Genomic DNA, 19602 nt, shown 5'->3' on the forward strand with positions numbered 1-19602 from the left:
GATGGCGAAAAGTTCATTTGTGAAAACTGCGGTCATATTGACCATGCTGATACTCAAGCCTCCCGGACAATTTTACGAAGAGCTAATTTAAAATTTGTCAGCAAAGACATTAAAAACCTACCTGCGGACTGCGGGAAAGTTACGCTTGTCAGAGATGATTCTGCCAGTAATGGCAAACAGGATCAGGGCAAGAACCGTACATCTAAGGTAATACCTGAAAAGCGGATATTATTCGAGCAGTTGTCTTGACAATTATTCGATTAAGAATCCCCGCGTCTTTAGACCGGGGAGTGTCAAGCCATTCATCTCACGCTGCCCTATGCCTTAACAAATCATTTACAGAGGAATCAATTCTGGATAATATTCCAATAATTGGTCGCTGGAAAGTTCATCACCTAATTGGGCTGGGGAAAAATGCACTTGGATAGCGCGGAGGTTATGTTTGTAGTGTAGATTAATTAGAGCTTTTAGGGCTGCTTTCAAGGCGGAGATGTTAGCCAAATCGGTTTCTAACTCTGGAATTTCCCCCTCAGCCGCGACTGTAATCATGACAATGATGTTTCGGGTGACGGGAAGTGATAAGGGCTGATTTGAGGAATTCAAATCCAGATTAGCTCCATATCTTTGGGCTGAGTCTGTGAATAGTTCATTGACATAATCTCCTGCTTCCCCTTCATTCCAAAAGACATCACCTTCATTGGCCGCAGAGAACAAATATTCATCATATTGGAGGAAAGTTTGGCATAGTTCCACCAGTTCTTCTCCTAAAACTTCTAGCTCACCGTCAGCATTGATGGCTGTTCTAGCGGCACTATTGAGAACACCTAAGATTGGTGCTACTTCATCTCCCTTTAAATGCAAAAACAACCGACAGACAATATAGCGAGTTCTGCCCATCATGCGATTAAACATTTGTTTTCTCCTGTAATTTCGGTAAATGTTGACAACTGTATATTAACCAATGCAGTAAAATTCTTTGATAAAATCTGCAATCACGGAAAAATCAGGTATGATGTCTACCCTGGTATTGCCAACTTTGAGAGTTGGAGTTGGTAAAGTATCGAGAGAATAAGTAAAAATTAAATTTTCAAAATGACGATGAAAATTGGTATTGTAGGACTGGGACTCATTGGTGGTTGTTTAGGTTTCGATTTACGATCGCAAGGACATTATATTTTAGGTGTCAGCCGTCGTGAATCAACCTGTGAGAAAGCAATTAAACTTGGTAGTGTTGATCAAGCGTCGGTGGACTTGAGCTTGTTGGCATCAGCAGACGTTGTATTTATTTGTACCCCTATAGGACAGATAGTCCCCCAAGTGAAAGAATTAATAACTCATTTACCAAAGACTACTATTATCACTGATGTTGGTTCAGTTAAAACACCCATAGTGGAAACGATTTCTCCTTTATGGGAAAATTTTGTTGGTGGTCATCCCATGGCGGGAAAAACTGATGTCGGGATAGAAGCAGCACAGCGAAATTTGTTTGTCAATCGGCCTTATGTATTAACGCCAGTGGAGACAACACCTGGTGATGCTGTGATAATTGTAGAAGAAATTGTGCGATCGCTCGGTTCTATTATCTACCATTGTCAACCAGAACAACATGACCGGGCTGTGAGTTGGATTTCTCATTTACCTGTAATGGTGAGTGCCTCCTTGATTGCAGCTTGTTTAAGTGAGAAAGATCCAGAAATTGCTACATTAGCCCAAAATTTTGCTAGTTCGGGGTTTCGAGATACAAGTAGGGTTGGGGGAGGAAATCCCGAATTAGGGGTAATGATGGCGCAATATAACCGCCAAGCATTATTACATTCCCTTCATCAATACCGCGAAAATTTAGACGAATTTATTCATATAATTGAGCAGGAAAAATGGGAATTGTTAGAGGAAAAGTTTAAATTCAATCAGCAAGCGCGTCCTGATTTTGTTGGAGTCAGGAATCAGGACGAATGATCGAGAACTTGAAAAAGTGCTTGATTTGAAATATAAATGAGGGCGCAGTCCCTGCGCCCTACGGTTTTATTGCGATTTATACATTAAACCGGAATAATAGTACATCACCTTCTTGGACAATATACTCTTTTCCTTCACTTCTGACTAAGCCTTTTTCTTTGGCTGCACTCATTGAACCATGAGTTACTAAATCATGATAAGCTACAGTTTCTGCCCGAATAAATCCCCGTTCAAAATCAGAGTGAATGACTCCTGCGGCTTGAGGTGCAGACATCCCAGCATTGATTGTCCAAGCGCGGGTTTCTTTCGGTCCACAGGTGAAATAAGTCCGCAAACCTAAAAGAGTGTAAGTTGCCCGAATTAAGGATTTTAACCCACCTTCTTTCACACCTAAAGATTCCAGAAAATCAGCTTTATCTGCTTCTGGTAATTCGACTAATTCCGCTTCTACTTGAGCAGAAACAATGACAACTTGGGCATTTTCAACCGCCGCAACTGCTCGCACTTTTTCGACAAAATCATTACCTATAGCTAAGTCTTCTTCAGAAACATTAGCAGCGTAAATAATGGGTTTATTGGTAAGTAATCCTAAGCCCTTAATAATTTCCGATTCTTCGGTATTTAAACCAACTTGACGAACAGATTTACCCTCATTTAAAGCGACAGCTAATTTTTCCAGAATTTCTATTTCCGATTGTGCATCCTTGCTGGTACGAGCAAGTTTACGAGTTCTTTCAATACGTTTTTCAATTTGGAATAAGTCCGATAAACCAAGTTCTAAATTAATGATTTCAATATCTCGTGCTGGGTCAACAGAACCGGCTACGTGAATGATATCATCGTTTTCAAAACAACGCACAACATGAACGATCGCATCAACTTCCCGAATGTGGGATAAAAATTGATTACCCAGTCCTTCTCCTTGACTTGCACCTTTAACTAAACCGGCAATGTCAACAAATTCAACACGGGCAGGTATAGTTTGCACTGAGGTGGCAATTTTGGCGAGAACGTCTAACCGGTCATCGGGGACTGAGACCATACCAACATTCGGTTCAATGGTGCAAAATGGGAAGTTAGCGGCTTCGGCTTTAGCGTTAGCGACTACAGCGTTAAATAGGGTTGATTTTCCGACGTTGGGAAGTCCGACAATTCCGGCTCTTAGCATTGCAAATTTTAGATTTTGGTTTCAAGTATCAGGATAATTCAAACAGGTAGAGGATGGTTGGATTTAATTCACAAAGAGACTTCCAAATAAAAAAATGTCCCAAAACTGATGCAGAAATTCTCTCTCTGTGTACTCTGTGCCTCTGTGGTTCGTTTCTTAGGATAATTTATTTCTTGGAAGTCTCAAAAAGACTTTCATCCGCAGGTATTTTGGGAATTATCCATAACCCAATGATACCAAAATTTTCAGACAATGACACGCAATTCTATATTAGGGCAAGGCAATACTGAATGTGAGTTGTATATAAATATTTATTAACGGAGAATTAATTAGTCTTTATTAAACCTTAAAAACCATAGATGTCCTAGTATTTATTTAGAAATACATAGTTATAACGTCATATTTAATACAGCTTTCAAGCTTATCAAAGTTTAATATAAGTAGGTGAACACAATAAAACCAATCTGTGTAAAGAAAAGTAAAATCGCCCAAACCCTCTTCACTCTTGCCTCTTGCCTCTTGCCTGTTGCCTTGCCATAACGACGATTTTCAATGCTAACCTACTTAGTATATAAGGTTTTGGTAACAAATGCTTTGTCTAGATGATAGAGATCAGAAAATTAAAGATTAAGCAGTTTATTTTACCTTAGCCCTAAAACGAAAGAAACCATAAGAACCTACTGGTGTTCCCACCCCCGTGGACTGGGGTATTCCCTCTGGTGCTGTTGAACCACCAATTTTCACGACAATTGCACCATTTGTATTAGTTGCAGCACAGGTTGTACTGGGGGTGACACCAGCCGCGAAAAATTCACCTGCATCTGTATCTGTTCCTGCACCTGTTAACCTCAATAAATAAGGTTCGGTCAAAGGTGTGGCCGGTGAAGGTAAATCACCAGTACCAGTAGAATTCCAACCCAAAACAATACCGAAATCTGCTGTCGTCGTTGTTATACCAGAATCTGAAAGAATAGTAGTATCACTATTGAAACCTGTAGGTACAAACTCAAGACCATCTGGCACCAAATCGCAGATCTTCGTATTCACTGCCGGCGCATCACCTCTAGACAGGAAGTAAATGGTATATTCTAAAATATCCCCCGGTTGAACTTTACTACCATTAATTTTCCCCCGTAGATAAATATCACTGTCAGGCCAATTAGTATCAGTGTCTTCCGGCGTTGGCGCTGAGTTATCAAATCCAGTAAAGTCAGTGGTAATACCGTTAAGAGCCGTAATTCGTTTAACCAACAGTAACTTTGCCGGTAGTGGCACAAAAAATAAGGTAGGGTCATCATCACCTTTATTGTCAGAAGCGTTACCCGTTTCTATACCGTCGTTAGCAGTCTGTTGAAAAATATCTCCAGGTACTGTTGCTTTAGTAACGCCAGTAGTAGTTGGTACTGCATCTGTTAAGGTAGTAACAGTAACTGCTGGATTACTAACTGTATTAAAATTAGCTATCGCTTGGTTACTAATCGTAACTCCAGCAGTATTAACTCTAGCTCTAAATTTAATAGTGACTGTATCACCTATACGCAAAGTACCAGTATTAGTCAGATTAACATTGCTAGTGCCATTGTAACTAGAATTAATTACCAAGTCGTTTCCTGTAGTCTTGGAAACAAGAGTCGCCGAGTTAGCTTCATAAGTTAATTGGGCTGGCAGGGTGTCTTTAATCACAAAGCTATTAGCAACCAGGTTACCAGGAGCTAAGTTGGAATAAGTAACAGTGTATTCAACAATATCATCTATTGTCACCGAGTTACTACTATCATTATCTGCTTGAAATGCTACTTGTTTAGTTCCGACAACGTTGAGACCAACAATTACGATTGGAGCAGTATTTTGGCTTGGACCCATGAAATATGTCCAAGTATCTATACCCTTCTTATCACCGTACAAGCGTCCCCATTCATGCCGTCCATCTGTACGAGTATTAACCCCTTTAGTAGCATCACGGGGAGAAGCAGCAACTTGCGTTCCCGTGGAATCTAAATTAACAGTTGTACCAAGTTTAGTTGTATAGTTACTATCGTCGTAGTATATGGTACTGTCGTCTATCATCACCCCATCAGCATCCTTCCCGGTAAAAGCTCCTGGAGGGTTTTCCATGAAGATTCTAATCCCACGTGCATTGCTCTCAACGTCTAACAGGGGAAAGTGATATTCTCCAGCAGTATTGTAAACCTTGGCATTATAGTTTCCCACCGGTAGTGTAACACCAGCTGCATCTTTTACGTCCCAGATCACCGAATAGGTACTGTTATTGATTAATAGAGATCCCGTCAAAACGCGATCATTGTTATCGCCATAAACACCATTTTTGTCAGTATCAATAATGATTTGATACTTACCAATTTGATTGGTAGTAAAACTAAAATTTCCTCCCAGCCCAACCGTAGTAGTGTTAGTGTTTCCAGTACCTGTGAATTTAAAGTTAGTTGGAGCTTGAGGGGGAGTTGCTGTGAGTGGAATCACTAAACCCGTTAATGCCACAGAAGCAGGGGTATTAAAAAAAACTCTGTGGGTAATATCTGTAGTTGTATCTGCAACTGTTGGTGGTTGAACTACCACACCACTAGGAATAGTAAAGTTCAGCGCTTCAGTGGTGGCTGTAATAGAATGGTAATTAGTGATATTATTACTATTGCCTTTGTCAATAAATCCTCGACTGTTGCCAAAAAAGATAAAATTCCCAGGGTCCATCGCTTCTAGCTCAACTCGATAGCGATACCCATCTTTAGTTTGCACAAAAAGTTTGGAATAGATTCCGAGATCATTAGGATTGGAACCGCCGGAATTACCTCCCATATTCAGGGAGAGATAGTTGGTAAATACCCGCCCCGGTTGAACAACACCATTGCTGGTGACAGTAATATCCCAAGCTGCTACTGTACCATATTGAGTTGCATCTGTGGGAAATGCGGCATTATACGTAAGAATAGGAGGATTAGCCGTTGAATTTGACGACGGACCATGAAACTCAACTTCATAAACACCAGTTTGTGTGGCTACTATTTGACAAGGAGTGTAACCACCAGCAGCAGGGAGAGGACCAGCGGTCTCTTTAGCGTAAGTATCAATAAAGCCAAAACCAGTAGATAGAACATTGCAAGCACCATTTTGAGTTCCATTGGGACTTCTATAGACAATATCTTGTGTACCACCACCATAACTTGTAGGCACACTAGAGCCAAGGTTGATGACTTCCCCTTGTTGCACGTAAACTTTTAGGAGTGTTGTTCGGGGAATACCAGCAAGGCTGACACCGGATAACCATTCGGTGTAAGGTCTGTATCCGAAATTCTTAACTAAGTCTTTACTACCTTCAGCGCTTACAGGTTGTAGGCTTTGTCCCCATATACAGATAATAAAAGCCAGGCTAGTAATTAATTTCTTTGAATAGTTTCTGGGAGGGCGTTTTATTTTATTTAACATAAGTTTTGTTGTTCGTTGTCCGTTGTTCATGACCACTGACCAATAACCACTTTTATTCCAATTGCAAATCTTCTTCTTGGACAATTACTTCCATACCGCGAATATCTTGGAAAATAAATTCTGCACGACGGTTACGAGCATGATCTAATTTTCCGTTTCCGGGTGTTAATAGTTGACGTTTACCAAAAGAACGAATTGTCATTCTTTCTGGGGCTATTCCTTGACGAATTAGATAGTTTCTCGCAGATTTAGCTCGGTTTGCTCCCAATCGCATATTATATTTATCATTAGCACGATAATCTGTATATCCATAAATTTCTACAACAATTGACGGATTATCACGTAATACCTGGGCAATTTTATTTAAAACTCTCGCACTGGCAGGACTAATATTATATTTGTCTAGGGCAAAATGGACGTTTTTAGGAACTTTAAGTTTAGTAGGTGTGGGTGGTTTTTCTGGTGGTTTTTCTGGTGGTTTTTCGGTTACTGGTGTGAGACATTGGAGGCTAGAAGTTGCTAACTGATTTAAGGGGTCGGGAACTGGGGGTGATTGTGAATTAATAGCACGAATTGAGGCCGGATAGGTAGGCTCAGATGTTCCATATTGGGGTAAAGTTGCGATCGCACTAATGCGATCTCCTGGTTGTAAATTAGCCAAATTCATGGTAAACTTACCTTGAGTATCAGCTTTGCTACTAGCCAAAAATTTATTTAAACCGCCATAACCATCTTTTCCACCGACTAAATAAACATCAACTTGAGAATTTGGTTCAGCCATACCATCAATTCCCACGGTAGAACTCAAACCTGAGAAAAATTCCTTACTCAAAAATTGCGGACTATTAATAGCAGCATTAGCCGTATCTAAACGACGGTTAGATGAATTGCGGGGTGGGTTTGGACCATCTCCATTTTCCCAGTTTTGCACGTCAACATTATGAAAGGCATTGAGGTCAATACTCAACCCTTCCAAATTCCAAAACTGATTATTGAGAATAATATTTCTATCACTTTGAGGATAGGAAGCAATGACAATTCCTGCGCCGGCTTGATGACTAATTTGATTATCATATATTTGATGATCATTGCCCATGAGATAAATAGCGGCTCTTCTAAATCTGCGAGCATTGGCTTTAATTTGATTCTGGAAAATGCGAATAGAACCTTCAGATTTAAATAAAAATATCCCACTACCATCATTACCACAAATCAGATTTCCACTAATTTCCGATTTATCAATAATGCCATCTAAACGAACTGCGTCGGGCATTCCGGCTATCCCATTAGCGATAATAATATTTTCAATAGTTTTCAGTCCTTGGGCGCGAATCCCTGTAATAACTGCACTACCATCATGATAGGAAATCCGATTACGACGAATCATTGTATCCACACTATTAAATACATATACCCCAAAAGCAGAAGTCATAACTGGCATTTTTGCTTCTGGAGTAATTCCCAACCAGTTATCTTCAATTACCACATTTTGAGGTGGGGGATTATTTTCAGTTTCGGCAATATTGCCTACATAAGATTTTAATTTAAATGTAAGAGGTAAAATGAAAGAATGGGCAATAAAAATATCTGCGGGAGGAGTGCTTTCGGTATCGCGGTGATAGGAGTTAAAACCATAAATACTCAAGCCGCGAATTGTCACATTATCCGCAGTAATAGTCAAGCCTCGAAATACTTCTGCGTCACTAGCAGCGGTAATACTTACTACTGGTTGAGGAATCTTAATTTCCGTCGTCGGTGATTTTTCTCTATTGTATCCTGGCTGGGTTGTACCATCAATAATTAAACCAGGAGTAGCCAGCGGTGGTAAGACTTCTTGCAAATAAATTGTAGTTTGTGCTGGTGGTAAATTAAAGCTAATTTGTGAATATTGACTAGGGGTAATTTGAGCCTTTTCAATATTACTTAACTGCTCTATTTTTAAACTACCATTGACGAGAGAAATGGCTTCTCGCAAGGTTAAAACATCATCGGCTATAATAGCACCATCTTGATTACCATTGACTACTATTTTCAGTCCCTTATCTGAAGTTTGGGCTAAAGCTGTCAGTGGTAGCAAGATTAATAACAATGTCGAAAAATTCAACAATTTAGATAATTTTTGCCGTCTTAATTTGTTGTGGTTTTTTGTCAGTTGTTCTTTGTCAGTTGTTAAATGACCACTGACCACTGACCAGATAAATTTTAATTTTAATAGTTTCATATTCCTGTATTCCCTGCTTTATTTGCTTTAATCGCAGATTCCTGTTGTGGTTTTGGCGCAACCTTTTGTTGTCCGAAACCTTCAAATAGTTCATTAAGTTTCAGGGTTAAACCTAAATATGCACCACCAGCGGAACGAGTTCCTGAAAAGTCTCGGTCGTCAACTTTACCAAAGGCATAACCAGCAGCCAGACGTAAATTAGGATTAAGATAATAGCCAGTTTCTAAAACAAAACCCGTCTCTGTATAATTGCCTTGAGTAATTAACCTAGTTTCCCCCACCAGATCCATACTATACCCTAAACGATAGGTAGCCCGGAGTTGAGATAAATTTACTGAACTGGTCCCTACTAAATCACTAGCTAAATAGGACGTACTATTGCGTAAAGCATATTTGCTATAAAATTCCCATTGCCAATTAGGAGCATAAATACCCTCTATAGCGAAAGTATGATCTTCCGAACCTGTGCCACTTCCTATTAGGATTGTGTCAGGAATAGTGGCGGGATTTTGACGGTATTCATAGCGAAATAGGGCATTAAATTTATCACTATTAATATCACGATAAGCTAAACCCATTTTGACATTAATGGTATCTCCTAAACTCAAGGTTTGATTAGCAGAACTAGCTTGTTGGTAACGGGCCAAGGCTGTGAGTGAGGGGGAAATTTTACCAGTGATACTACCGGAAATTACTGTATTTGTGCCGCCAGCAGAATTGCGATATTCATATTTAGTGCTGGCTTGAAAATTAGGATTATCTGTATATTCTAAACCCACGCTGTAGCTATCACCACTATTAAAACTAATCGCCGAACCTGCTTGACCAAAGGCAAAGGGTTGAGAAAATTGTTGACCAGTGGTATTCTTGCTAAAGAAGCTGCCAAATACGTGTTCGTAAGCCACACTTAATTTTAAGCCCGGTGCAATAGTTAAGCGATTTTTTAGACCAACTGCACCCTGTGTAGTCCTTTCATTAGCACTACCAATAATGGAATATCGTCCGGTTAAGGAGGTATCTTGACCGAGTTTTTGTTCACCATTGACATTTAAACCGGTGACAGAATTACCGTTAGATTGACCACTATTAAACAGTTGATGAGTTAAACTAACGTTGACACCGGGAATGGCTGCCCAATTGAGGCCAAAGGTGGTACGAGCGGGGTAAACGCTGTCCTGTTGCTTTGAGAGACTCAGTTCATTTTGGGCTTGGAATGTAAGACTTTTAGCAATGGGGACAGTTAAACGCGATCGCAATTGTTGAGAACTGCTACTAGGCGCACCAACAGACATCCTATCTTCACGCTGGCGATAAATCCAATCTACATCCAAATTAGTCTGACCAAACCGTTGTTGCACACCCGCATTAATGGTCGTCAGAGAGTTATCAACGGGAGTTCCGGGCGTGGCTTGGGTTTGAGGACTAAATAGCTCTTCAAAGGTATTCCGGGCTACAGGAGCAATACCAAAGTTATCTTCATGGTCATATTGCCACCGCAAATTTGTACTTGTCGTTATTCTACCTGTCATTTGCACGCCATAACGAGTTTGCCCAGGAACAAAACTAGTTGTAGCATTATTAGCAAATCCTGTATCTACAGAAGAGTAATAACTGCGTCCTTTCAAACTGGAGAAAAGTTGCCCTGCCACTTCTAAGCGATAAGCTTGGCCACGTACCTTACCCAATACTTCCGAAGTATTGCGGGAATGGGCATATTCAGCAGTGATTTTACCCGCATTAGGTAAAGAAATTTGGGTATCTGCACCATAGACTTGAAAATCCCGGAGTCCCTGATTTTCTTGTAGGAAAGTTGTTCCTAACCAACTTTGTTGTTGAGAATCTCCACTTAAGTTATATTGCAGACGACCTGCATAAATATCACCATCGGAATTTTTCGCATCATATTCATAGCTAACTATAATTTTGCGGACTAATATCTGTCCATACTCATCCACAGAAGTTCTCAGAATCGGCTGTTTAAACAACACAGTCCCACGATCATAATCAAAATCGTAGTCTGTTCCCCGCTCAAGTTTTTGCCGTTTAACCACTGTCCCCGGACGATTGAGTTCTTCTAATTCTAAATATACGTTTTCACTACCTCCCACCAATATGCGTCGGGAGAGAAAATAATAACCACTAGTTCCGTCAGGAGCAATAGTATCCCGTTGGAAGCCTTTCACATATTGACTATAAAAACCTGTAACAGCCAGGTTTCCTAAATTATAATTAGTTTTAAACCCGTTTAATTGACGACTGGTAGATGTAAACTGCTGTGATGGTCGTGCTAACTCCTCCGTATTATAGTCACCCCACATCAAATAATCCGGGTTAGCCCCAGGAACTTTTGAGGATCTCTCTAAGCGGGCAAATACACTACTAATAGAAGGAGTAACAATCTCAGACCTAGAACTATCACCATAAGCAGGATAATTTTGATTACTAGAAGAGCCAGACGCAAATAAATTAGTATTACAGTCGCAATCTTCATTCAAACTGCGAGAACTATTGTATGCACCAGTAAACAACCAATCTCCAATAGCACCAGTGGCAAATATGGCCGAATTAAATCCGACTTCTGTGCCATTATTCTTATCAGTTGGCAGAAAATCACGATATCGGCTGTAATAATCTGTACCTTTTGCCCCCAGTCGTAGATCTACTACCCCAGTTAGCAAACTCGGACGTAGTGCAGTTTCAAACTGTAGCTGGGTAAAGCCTTCTAGCCCAGTGGTTGTAGCACTAATTCGCACTGTTTGTGCCTTAGTATCCGAAAGTAAGGTAGCTACAAATATCCCTTCTTTCGCTTCTATCTGAAATCCTGGTTGGTCTGGTTTGAAGTCTGCACCAAGAAACTTTCCGGCTGTGGGTGTTAATGTAATAACAGCATCCTGCTCGGAACGATTACCACCTTTATCTAACAGTTGTCCCTGAATTACCGCAGTAGAACGTCCGTCAGCTGGAATCCGACTAGCTTGACTTTCTAATTTTAATTCCGTTGCTGAACCTTTAATAGAAACCTGGACTATTTCTGGTGGCTCTACTCTTCCCACTAACTGAGCAGAAATGGTATTTTTACCTTCTTTGAAACCCACACCATACCATGTTTGCGTTACTAAATTGGTACTAGGACTTGTTTCTGTCCGTCCAATTAAGGAGGAATCAACTAACTCCCCATTAACTCGTAATTCTATCTGACTACCAATACTAAACTGGACAATGACGGAAGTAGCAGGACTACTTAAAACCTCATCAGCACTAGGAGTGAGAATTTTCACAACTTTGGTTGTTTGGGAAACTTCTGTAGTTGTGGTATTTGGATTTAAAGACGCTGGGACAGGAGCATTTTCTGTAGTTGCGGTAGTAGTTGGATTTAAAGACGCTGGGACAGGAGTATTTTCTGTAGTTGTGGTAGTAGTTGGATTTAAAGACGCTGGGACAGGAGCATTTTCTGTAGTTGTGGTATTTGGATTTAAAGACGCTGGAACAGGAGCATTTTCTGTAGTTGCGGTAGTAGTTGGATTTAAAGACGCTGGGACAGGAGCATTTTCTGTAGTTGTGGTATTTGGATTTAAAGACGCTGGAACAGGAGCATTTTCTGTAGTTGCGGTAGTAGTTGGATTTAAAGACGCTGGAACAGGAGCATTTTCTGTAGTTGCGGTAGTTGGATTTAAAGACGCTGGAACAGGAGCATTTTCTGTAGTTGCGGTAGTTGGATTTAAAGACGCTGGAACAGGAGCATTTTCTGTAGTTGTGGTAGTTGGATTTAAAGACGCTGGAACAGGAGCATCTATAGCCTTTTTGTCCGTTGGATTTGTAAAATTTAGAGAACCAGCAACAGGAATATTTTCCGCTTTTTCTGCTGCTGTATTTATAGGTAATTGAGTTAAAGGAACAGGAGAAACCTCGGCCTTGACTAAATCATGAGATGCCGCAACGCTAAAGGCTACCGCCACAGTCCTAATTAATATGTTGATGAAACTAGGATGGTAATCTAGCTTAGGTTTCATCTTGTTTTCCCCTCCTCCTGGAATGTAGGAGTAACCGCAAAATTCATTCTTACCATGCTACCAGGCGCTATTCGCACCAAGCGAGATTGGCTATTACGTTCCCTGAATTTTCGATTAGGAGCTAAAGTATATCCCGGTAAACTGCTCAAGTCTAATACCCCTGTATGCGCTCCTGGTAAGACATTCACCAAAGAAAACAAACCATTAGGATCTGTGATCAGACGATTGCCATTTTCCAGATAAATCACCGCATTGGGGATTCCCGATTCTCCTGGTTGTTGTTCTCCATCAAAGTTTTTATCAACAAATACCCGCCCGATGATTGTCCCACAATCACTGGTAATTCCACCACGAACTTTCAAATAGTGTATAGCTGGTCCATCTTTCACCGTTAAATTATTATCACTGCGAGTTGAACTAGCGATCGCACTATTTTTTCCTGTCCCCCGTTGAGCATCATTGGTCAGTTGCACAGCATAGGCTATATTGATACTTTTATCAACAGCAACAGTCGTATTTATACTAAAACTGACAGTATTGCCATTGTAACTAGTGATAATATCCAGCTTTTTACCATCTAGCTCGGCGCGGACTGAATTAGGCAAAAACCTGAACCCCACAGGTAAAGTATCCTTAACTACTAAATTATCTAGTGGTATTTCCTTGGATGTATTTTTTACTGATACACGATAAATTGCCGTATCTCCTGGTTCTGCTGTAGCCCGATCTCCAGTCTTTGTGATCCGTATTTGATTTGATTGACACAACCTCGACTTAAAGTTAAACGCTAACAACTGAGTTGCCGCATCAGTCACCAAAACCTGTTGATCTGTAATCGTCGTGCTGTTATCAAGACCAATCGGTTTACCATCCAAGGAGGTCGCCCGATACGCAACAATATTATTTGTATTACTTAATATCTCCAGTTTAATCAGTTGCTCCGCATAGATGGAATTAGTCGGTGGATTAACTACAAGAATATAGGTTTTGCCAATGTCAAGTTGACCCTTAGTAGGATCAAGTAAGAAGTTATACACACCCTTGTATTGTATAGGCTCATTGCCAATAAAATAAGGGTTGACATTTTTGGTGTTTGGTGATAGACCTGCTGGTACACCATTCTTAGGCACATCTGGAACTTCCGTCGTTGTCAAAGAGACTAATTCTCCTAACTCTGTACCAGTCGGACCGCCCAGGGGTTCATAAATACCCACCGAAAACCCCGTATAGTCAGGTAACAGCGCCCCTCCACAGCCATAAATCCGTCCGAGAGGGTCAGTCAAAGAATTATCCGCCGGGACAACACTAGAACTGCCAGTATGGGTTACAGAGTTACCAGTTACAGGATCTGAATAACTGTAACTATAACTAGCTTGATTGTAAAAATTAGCTCTTTTTCCACTTACTCGTCTTTGTGCAACTGCTACAGGTACACTAGCCTGTAATATACCTCCTAACAAAAGACCAATAGTTAGCTTTCTCCGCCAACCACCTTGAGCAGTTAAATAATTTTTGATTAGCCAATAAATATTCACGGATAAAATTCATCTCTTTTGACTTAAAATTCATCTTTATCTCAGTATTTTTGTGGATGCGTAGGATGGGATACCCGACGTAGTGGTAGTTGTTTTAATCTGAAGAGGATAATTGACTATCCTTTTTAAGCAAGTATTAAAGAATCCGAGTGTCTTTAGACCGCAGATTGTCAAAATCCCCCAGATCATTAGCGAACTTGAGTTTTATAAGTCGCTGTCACAGTCGCCTTACCCACCACAGATGGAACTAGAATCCGAATATGAGTGTAAGCACTTGCTGGTGCAGGTTCAGTTACTTTTTTCCCGTTGCGAGTTACCTGAATGGTGGGGTTTTCCACAAATGTGAGTTGATTATCAATGCTGTAAGTAATTTTGGCATCTTTAGCAGAAACCTTTGTTGAATCCAACACATACACCATTTCTTTAGGAATGAGTTGATTAAGAGTCACATTTTTAATGGGTTTATCACCCTTGTTACTTGCCGTCGAAGTATATTGCAATAGATCCCCTGGTTTAACTGAGTCCTTACTCTGTACAGGTTCCCAGGTTTTAACTTGCTTACCTTGTTGATCTTGAGCAATAACTCGTTTTTTGGCTGTCAATCGTAATTCCAGTTGAGGCTTCTGATTATTACTTTGAGCAACCGCACTGGTAGACTCCCATATAGGTGCTATTTCTGGAACCTGATTGATAAAAGGTACGGTAACAACCAGAGCAAATGCACTTAAACTAGCTATAGAAAACCGTCTCATTTTTATACTTCCTATTAAGTAGGTTGGCGTTGAAAATTGTCGTTATGGCAAGGCAAAAGGCAAGAGGCAAGAGGCAAGAGTGAAGAGGGTTTGGGCGATTTTACGTTTCTTTACACAGTTTGGTTTTATTGTGTTCACCTACTTAACTCAATATCAGTCATCAACAAGGGAATAGGTTGGGTTGCACTGTCGCGCAACCCGACGCTCATAATCGAATCACCCCACCCTAACCCTCCCCTTGTGAAGGGGAGGGAACTGGATTTTCCGGTTTCCCCTATTTCCAAGGGGGGATTAAGGAGGGTAATTTAACTTGTGTTTACACGATTTTCCGGTTTCCCCTATTTCCAAGGGGGGATTAAGGAGGGTAATTTAACTTGTGTTATAGCTTTTCACCCTTATTCCTCAAATCACCCCACCCTAACCCTCCCCTTGTGAAGGGGAGGGAACTGGATTTTCTTGTTTCCCCCATTTCCAAGGGGGGATTAAGGAGGGTGAAAATGTGATAAAAATCACGGGATACAACTTTTAAAACATCCTCTAATAGCTGATACTTTTAAGAGGATGTTTGAAAAGTTTTGAATGTATAGACTGACCCCTCTCCAAACCTCTCCCCTGCAAGGGGAGAGGCTTTAAAACTCCCATTCCCTTGCAGGGAAGGGGGGTTAGGTTTTTGGAGATTACGGGTTTGATATAATACTTTTCAAACAACCTCTAACCTTCTGACCATGCTTTGCAAGAGTCAAGAGGCAAGAGGCAAGAGGGTTTAGGCGATTTTACTTTTCTTTACACAGATTGGTTTTATTGTGTTCACCTACTTAGTTCACCTTCCGTTGGAAAGTAAACCGTCCTGATCCTTGTGGATTTATAATTTGGTTCACAGTGTTAACATACTTGGTAACATCTGTCGCTGCTGTTGTACCACTTTGGTTAACAGAGGGGAAGAATTGAATTGTGCCACTGTTAGAGTCGGAAGCCTGTGGATTGGTAACATTACTGGTATCAATGATAGTGTCGTCATCATTATCTAGTGCCCAGTTGTTTTTACCATCAGTAGGAATAGTGTTAGGAAGAGTCTCGCTGAGAGCGCCATCCTCAGTAATCACAATATTTCCAGCTTTCAAAGTCACGTTACCAACACCAGCTTGAAGATCAGAAATATTCTTGTAGCGGATTTGGTACTCAATAATGTTGCCAGGAAGTGGTGTTCTAGGTACGTCAGTAACGGTACTATTCGGGTCAATGTCCACACCAGCATTCACATATTTTGGTGTGCTTTCAAAGTTATCTTGACCAGTTCCTACTGCTTGATCACTAGTTCCCTGTAAAATCCGTGAGAATTTGACCAGTTGCAAGAAGCCAGTATATACCCTATCAATCGTAACGTTTTTTGCACCACCAAGAGTAGCTGTGATAGGTACTGGATAGCCCCATTCTGTATCGCCTGTATAATCAGGCAAGGTATCTGTTGACAGCTTCGTACCTGCTGGCAGATTTACTTCCACACCATAGCCAACACTAGCGCCAACGGCAACGTTAGGAATGCTAACTTGTGTCCCACCAGTTGCTATAGTAAATAATCCAGTACCTTGAGCATAGGTATAGACAGCAGAAAGACCATTATAGGTAATAGTTACTGTTGTCCCAGTTGGTAAATCCAGCTTATTTGCTAGTGCAGTTGGTTCTAATGTGACATTGCCAGCAGTGGTACCATTATTTTGGACTGTATTACTGAAAGCAACCGCTTGTGGGTCAATTTTAGAACCAGGACTTGTCCCCGCAGGAATAAAGGAAGACTTGTTAGTGAAGTCAGTTGCAGTTGTTCCGTCTGGACCAATAGCACTGGGAGCATTTAAAGGTCCATTGAGTACAGAAGCAGCTGTTATTGCAGTAATTACGAAAACGTTGTCTTCACCACCATTCCCAACACCAGTGTTGTCGTTACTAGCGTCAACTCCTTGGGTGGTTAGGTTAGCAATACCATCGCTGATACCATCAGTTACAGCGGCTACATCTGTAGGTAGAATACCATCAGTGGTTGCCACTCCTGGTTTCATATTACCTAAAACACCATTGTAGTTACTGGGATTTTGGTCACCTGATTCGTCATACACTGGTAGTCCACCGGGCGTTTGACCGACTACCTGAGCAATGTTACTAATCGTAAGGGGTGATGTTGCGGTTGTTGCTACGCCTAGCTTGATAGAGAAGCCACTAACAGTGGTACCGAAGGGAATATAATCAGCAGCAACAACAGTCTCTTTAACGAAACCGACTCTTGTTACGGTTGTAAGATCGGCTGGAGCATTTGTAGTCCACGCAACAGCAGCATCAGTTGGCTTAACTCCAGGATCTACTACAACGGTAGAATAAACGGCTTTCCAGTCAGTATTTGGGGCGGTAGGTGCTTCTGCTAATACCGTATCAGTAGGAATTACGTCGGAAACTAAAATGTAATTGCCGGGAGCATTGTTCTTAAGACCGGTAACCGTCATTGAATAACCTGCAAGTGGGTTTGGTGTGATTCCTAGTCCAGTTACGTCATTACTTTCAACTCGTAAACTCAAGCCGTAAGTAATTTCATCGCCAATGATAGAATTGAGTGAACCCTTATCATCATAAGCCGTGCGAGTTTTCAGCAAGGTAGCTAAAGCTAGGTTCTTTGTCAATGAACCAATTACACTCTGCTGTTTCGCACTGGCTTCCCGTGTGCCGTTAATTGGTGCACCAGCTATTTCATTAACAATAGTGTTAGGATCAGCGTTATCTACGGTGTAAACGTCACCACCGTTGTTAACACGGAGTACGTTTTGAGCGTTACCAGGTGTATCACCAAGCTGCACGGTAATAATGTCACCAGTATTAGCACCAGCCTGGACTTTAACTGGGACTTGAACTAAGATTGTTCCACCAACTGGGATTGAGTCTGTGATAACTTGACTACTAGTTATCGGTCCGTAATTCTTGCCACCGTCGGTACTATATTTTAAGTTTCCATCAACAACACCAGGTCCAGTGGTTGTGGCTAGGTTAGGTATGCGGAATGTGGTGGGGTCGTTACCAACGTTCTTGATGGTGAATGTGTAGGTAAGGGTATCACCAACTTTAATTGCATTTTCTGGGGTGCTATCTGTTGGTACACCAGTGTTTGTTACCGTGATACCTGCTACTTCTGCCACCGTTACGGTAACGGTGTTAGATGTAGCATTAATAGTTGTTCCAGGTTTGTTAGGATCTTCGTAGGTCGCTGTTGCTGTGTTACTAATGACTTGTCCAGCTTTTGTTCCGTCAGCAAGCGCAGGAGCAACGAATGGGAAGAAGCCGTTAGCGATAAAGGCTGTCGCTATTAAAGAACGGAATAATTGAGATTTTCTACGAGTTGAAGACTTTCGAGTAGATTGCATGTTGATACCTCTCTGGGCTAAGTTGAATAAACTATAGGTTTAATAAGACCGTAGTAATATTGGGGGTTTTTTATCCTCAATAAAGACTAATTGGCAGAAGTTTGCAAGGTCAAGGCTAAGAGGTTGTTTGAAAAGTATTATATGAAACCCATAATCTCCAAAAACCTAACCCCCCAGCCTCCCTTCCCTACGTTAGCGCAGCGTGCCGAAGGCTGGGAAGGGGGGTTTCAAAGCCTCTCCCCGCTTAGGGGAGAGGTTTGGAGAGGGGTTTATTGATACATTAAAAACTTTTCAAACATCCTCTAATACTTGCTCGGTACATGACTATCGTTGACTAACCTTACAGATTTTTTTGTTTTTACCCTGAATACGGTCTAATTGATTTGTATTTACCTGTTATCCCACTATAAATCATCTTTAGTTACTTTTTGTAGAGTGACTGATGCTTGAAATGACAACATATTACTTTTTTACAAATAGAACGTTTTAAGTATCAATATTATTTCTGGTAAAAGAAAATGAACTTTTAGGGGTAAAAGCACTGTTAGTATTATCACTTATTACCTAAATAAAGGTATAAATAAATTAATTTAAGTATCTCATTTATCAGTATATTTGCAATGTATTTGATAAAATATGTAAATATATAGTGTAAATAAATACAACCACTAATTCTTGCTTAGTTTTTTAATAATAAGATAATAATGTAATATATTTATCTCACAAATAAATTAATGGAGAGAAATTAAATATGCAATCACTGCATTAGGATTTACGCTTTTTACATAAATTTACAAAATCTTTATAAAATGTACTGCTAGAAAATTCACCGAAGGGACTTCCAAGAAATAAATTGTCCCAAAAAAAATAATGATAATCATTATGAAAAGAGAGAAAATAAAAAATTATCCCAATAAATGAACAAAAGAACCACAGAGGCACAGAGAACACAGAGAGAGAAGAAATAAGTAGGTGAACACAATAAAACCGAACTGTGTAAAGAAACGTAAAATCGCCTAAACCCTCTTCACTCTTGCCTCTTGCCTCTTGCCTCTTGCCTTTTGCCTTGCCTCTTGCCTCTTGCCTCTTGCCTCTTGCCTCTTGCCTCTTGCCTCTTG

11 protein-coding genes and 1 pseudogene are annotated in these 19602 nt (G+C 40.6%); 3 read left to right on the forward strand and 9 right to left on the reverse strand.

Annotated features, from left to right (window positions below; translation table 11 throughout):
• Nucleotides 1–249: pseudogene (locus AN486_RS22215) on the forward strand (hypothetical protein); the annotation flags it as partial.
• 87 nt (nucleotides 250–336) lie between these two features.
• Here AN486_RS22215 and AN486_RS22220 read toward each other — a convergent pair.
• Nucleotides 337–912 carry a DUF1517 domain-containing protein gene (locus tag AN486_RS22220; RefSeq protein WP_290602616.1) on the reverse strand — a complete coding sequence of 192 codons (576 nt, stop codon included), beginning with the start codon at nucleotides 910–912 and terminating at the stop codon, nucleotides 337–339.
• Nucleotides 913–1098: 186 nt separating this feature from the next.
• On the opposite strand from AN486_RS22220, the gene AN486_RS22225 reads away from it, so the two are divergent.
• Entirely contained in the window at nucleotides 1099–1956 is an 858-nt protein-coding gene (locus AN486_RS22225; RefSeq protein WP_290602624.1) for a prephenate/arogenate dehydrogenase, read from the forward strand.
• Between the two features lie 76 nt (nucleotides 1957–2032).
• Here AN486_RS22225 and ychF read toward each other — a convergent pair whose 3' ends face one another.
• The 4 genes from ychF to AN486_RS22245 all read right to left on the reverse strand — a co-directional run bounded on the left by ychF (nucleotide 2033) and on the right by AN486_RS22245 (nucleotide 12064).
• Nucleotides 2033–3124, reverse strand: a complete 1092-nt coding sequence (ychF, locus tag AN486_RS22230) for a redox-regulated ATPase YchF (RefSeq protein ID WP_053539850.1) — start codon at nucleotides 3122–3124, stop codon at nucleotides 2033–2035.
• Between the two features lie 636 nt (nucleotides 3125–3760).
• Nucleotides 3761–6565 (reverse strand): isopeptide-forming domain-containing fimbrial protein, encoded by a 2805-nt coding sequence (locus AN486_RS22235; protein WP_290602617.1) that lies wholly within the window; start codon nucleotides 6563–6565, stop codon nucleotides 3761–3763.
• Between the two features lie 52 nt (nucleotides 6566–6617).
• Nucleotides 6618–8786 carry an OmpA family protein gene (locus AN486_RS22240; protein WP_290602618.1) on the reverse strand — a complete coding sequence of 723 codons (2169 nt, stop codon included), beginning with the start codon at nucleotides 8784–8786 and terminating at the stop codon, nucleotides 6618–6620.
• On the reverse strand, nucleotides 8783–12064 hold the full coding sequence (locus tag AN486_RS22245) for a TonB-dependent receptor (RefSeq protein WP_290602620.1): 3282 nt from the start codon (nucleotides 12062–12064) through the stop codon (nucleotides 8783–8785). The genes AN486_RS22240 and AN486_RS22245 overlap by 4 nt, the downstream gene beginning before the upstream one ends.
• Between AN486_RS22245 and AN486_RS22250 the strand changes: the two genes are divergently transcribed.
• On the forward strand, nucleotides 12006–12671 hold the full coding sequence (locus tag AN486_RS22250; RefSeq protein WP_290602621.1) for a hypothetical protein: 666 nt from the start codon (nucleotides 12006–12008) through the stop codon (nucleotides 12669–12671). The genes AN486_RS22245 and AN486_RS22250 overlap by 59 nt on opposite strands.
• A 121-nt stretch (nucleotides 12672–12792) precedes the next feature.
• Here AN486_RS22250 and AN486_RS22255 read toward each other — a convergent pair whose 3' ends face one another.
• The 4 genes from AN486_RS22255 to AN486_RS22270 form a co-directional block, all read right to left on the reverse strand.
• Complete coding sequence (locus tag AN486_RS22255) at nucleotides 12793–14331, reverse strand: isopeptide-forming domain-containing fimbrial protein (RefSeq protein ID WP_053539848.1); 1539 nt, start codon at nucleotides 14329–14331, stop codon at nucleotides 12793–12795.
• A 188-nt stretch (nucleotides 14332–14519) separates the two neighbouring features.
• Complete coding sequence (locus AN486_RS22260; protein WP_053539847.1) at nucleotides 14520–15083, reverse strand: DUF11 domain-containing protein; 564 nt, start codon at nucleotides 15081–15083, stop codon at nucleotides 14520–14522.
• Between the two features lie 815 nt (nucleotides 15084–15898).
• Nucleotides 15899–18484 carry a hypothetical protein gene (locus AN486_RS22265; RefSeq protein ID WP_290602622.1) on the reverse strand — a complete coding sequence of 862 codons (2586 nt, stop codon included), beginning with the start codon at nucleotides 18482–18484 and terminating at the stop codon, nucleotides 15899–15901.
• 765 nt (nucleotides 18485–19249) lie between these two features.
• A partial coding sequence (locus AN486_RS22270; protein WP_290602623.1) for a hypothetical protein occupies nucleotides 19250–19602 on the reverse strand: 353 nt, incomplete at its 5' end.

This window comes from Anabaena sp. AL93 (assembly GCF_001672085.1).
Classification (GTDB): Bacteria; Cyanobacteriota; Cyanobacteriia; order Cyanobacteriales; family Nostocaceae; genus Dolichospermum; species Dolichospermum heterosporum.

Excerpts from the sequence above, each read along its gene's own strand:
- AN486_RS22235 (WP_290602617.1), bottom strand. The coding sequence starts at position 6,565 with ATGTTAAATAAAATAAAACGCCCTCCCAGAAACTATTCAAAGAAATTA.
- AN486_RS22260 (WP_053539847.1), bottom strand. The coding sequence starts at position 15,083 with ATGAGACGGTTTTCTATAGCTAGTTTAAGTGCATTTGCTCTGGTTGTT.
- ychF (WP_053539850.1), bottom strand. The coding sequence starts at position 3,124 with ATGCTAAGAGCCGGAATTGTCGGACTTCCCAACGTCGGAAAATCAACC.
- AN486_RS22250 (WP_290602621.1), top strand. The coding sequence starts at position 12,006 with ATGACGGAAGTAGCAGGACTACTTAAAACCTCATCAGCACTAGGAGTG.
- AN486_RS22240 (WP_290602618.1), bottom strand. The coding sequence starts at position 8,786 with ATGAAACTATTAAAATTAAAATTTATCTGGTCAGTGGTCAGTGGTCAT.
- AN486_RS22225 (WP_290602624.1), top strand. The coding sequence starts at position 1,099 with ATGAAAATTGGTATTGTAGGACTGGGACTCATTGGTGGTTGTTTAGGT.
- AN486_RS22220 (WP_290602616.1), bottom strand. The coding sequence starts at position 912 with ATGTTTAATCGCATGATGGGCAGAACTCGCTATATTGTCTGTCGGTTG.
- AN486_RS22265 (WP_290602622.1), bottom strand. The coding sequence starts at position 18,484 with ATGCAATCTACTCGAAAGTCTTCAACTCGTAGAAAATCTCAATTATTC.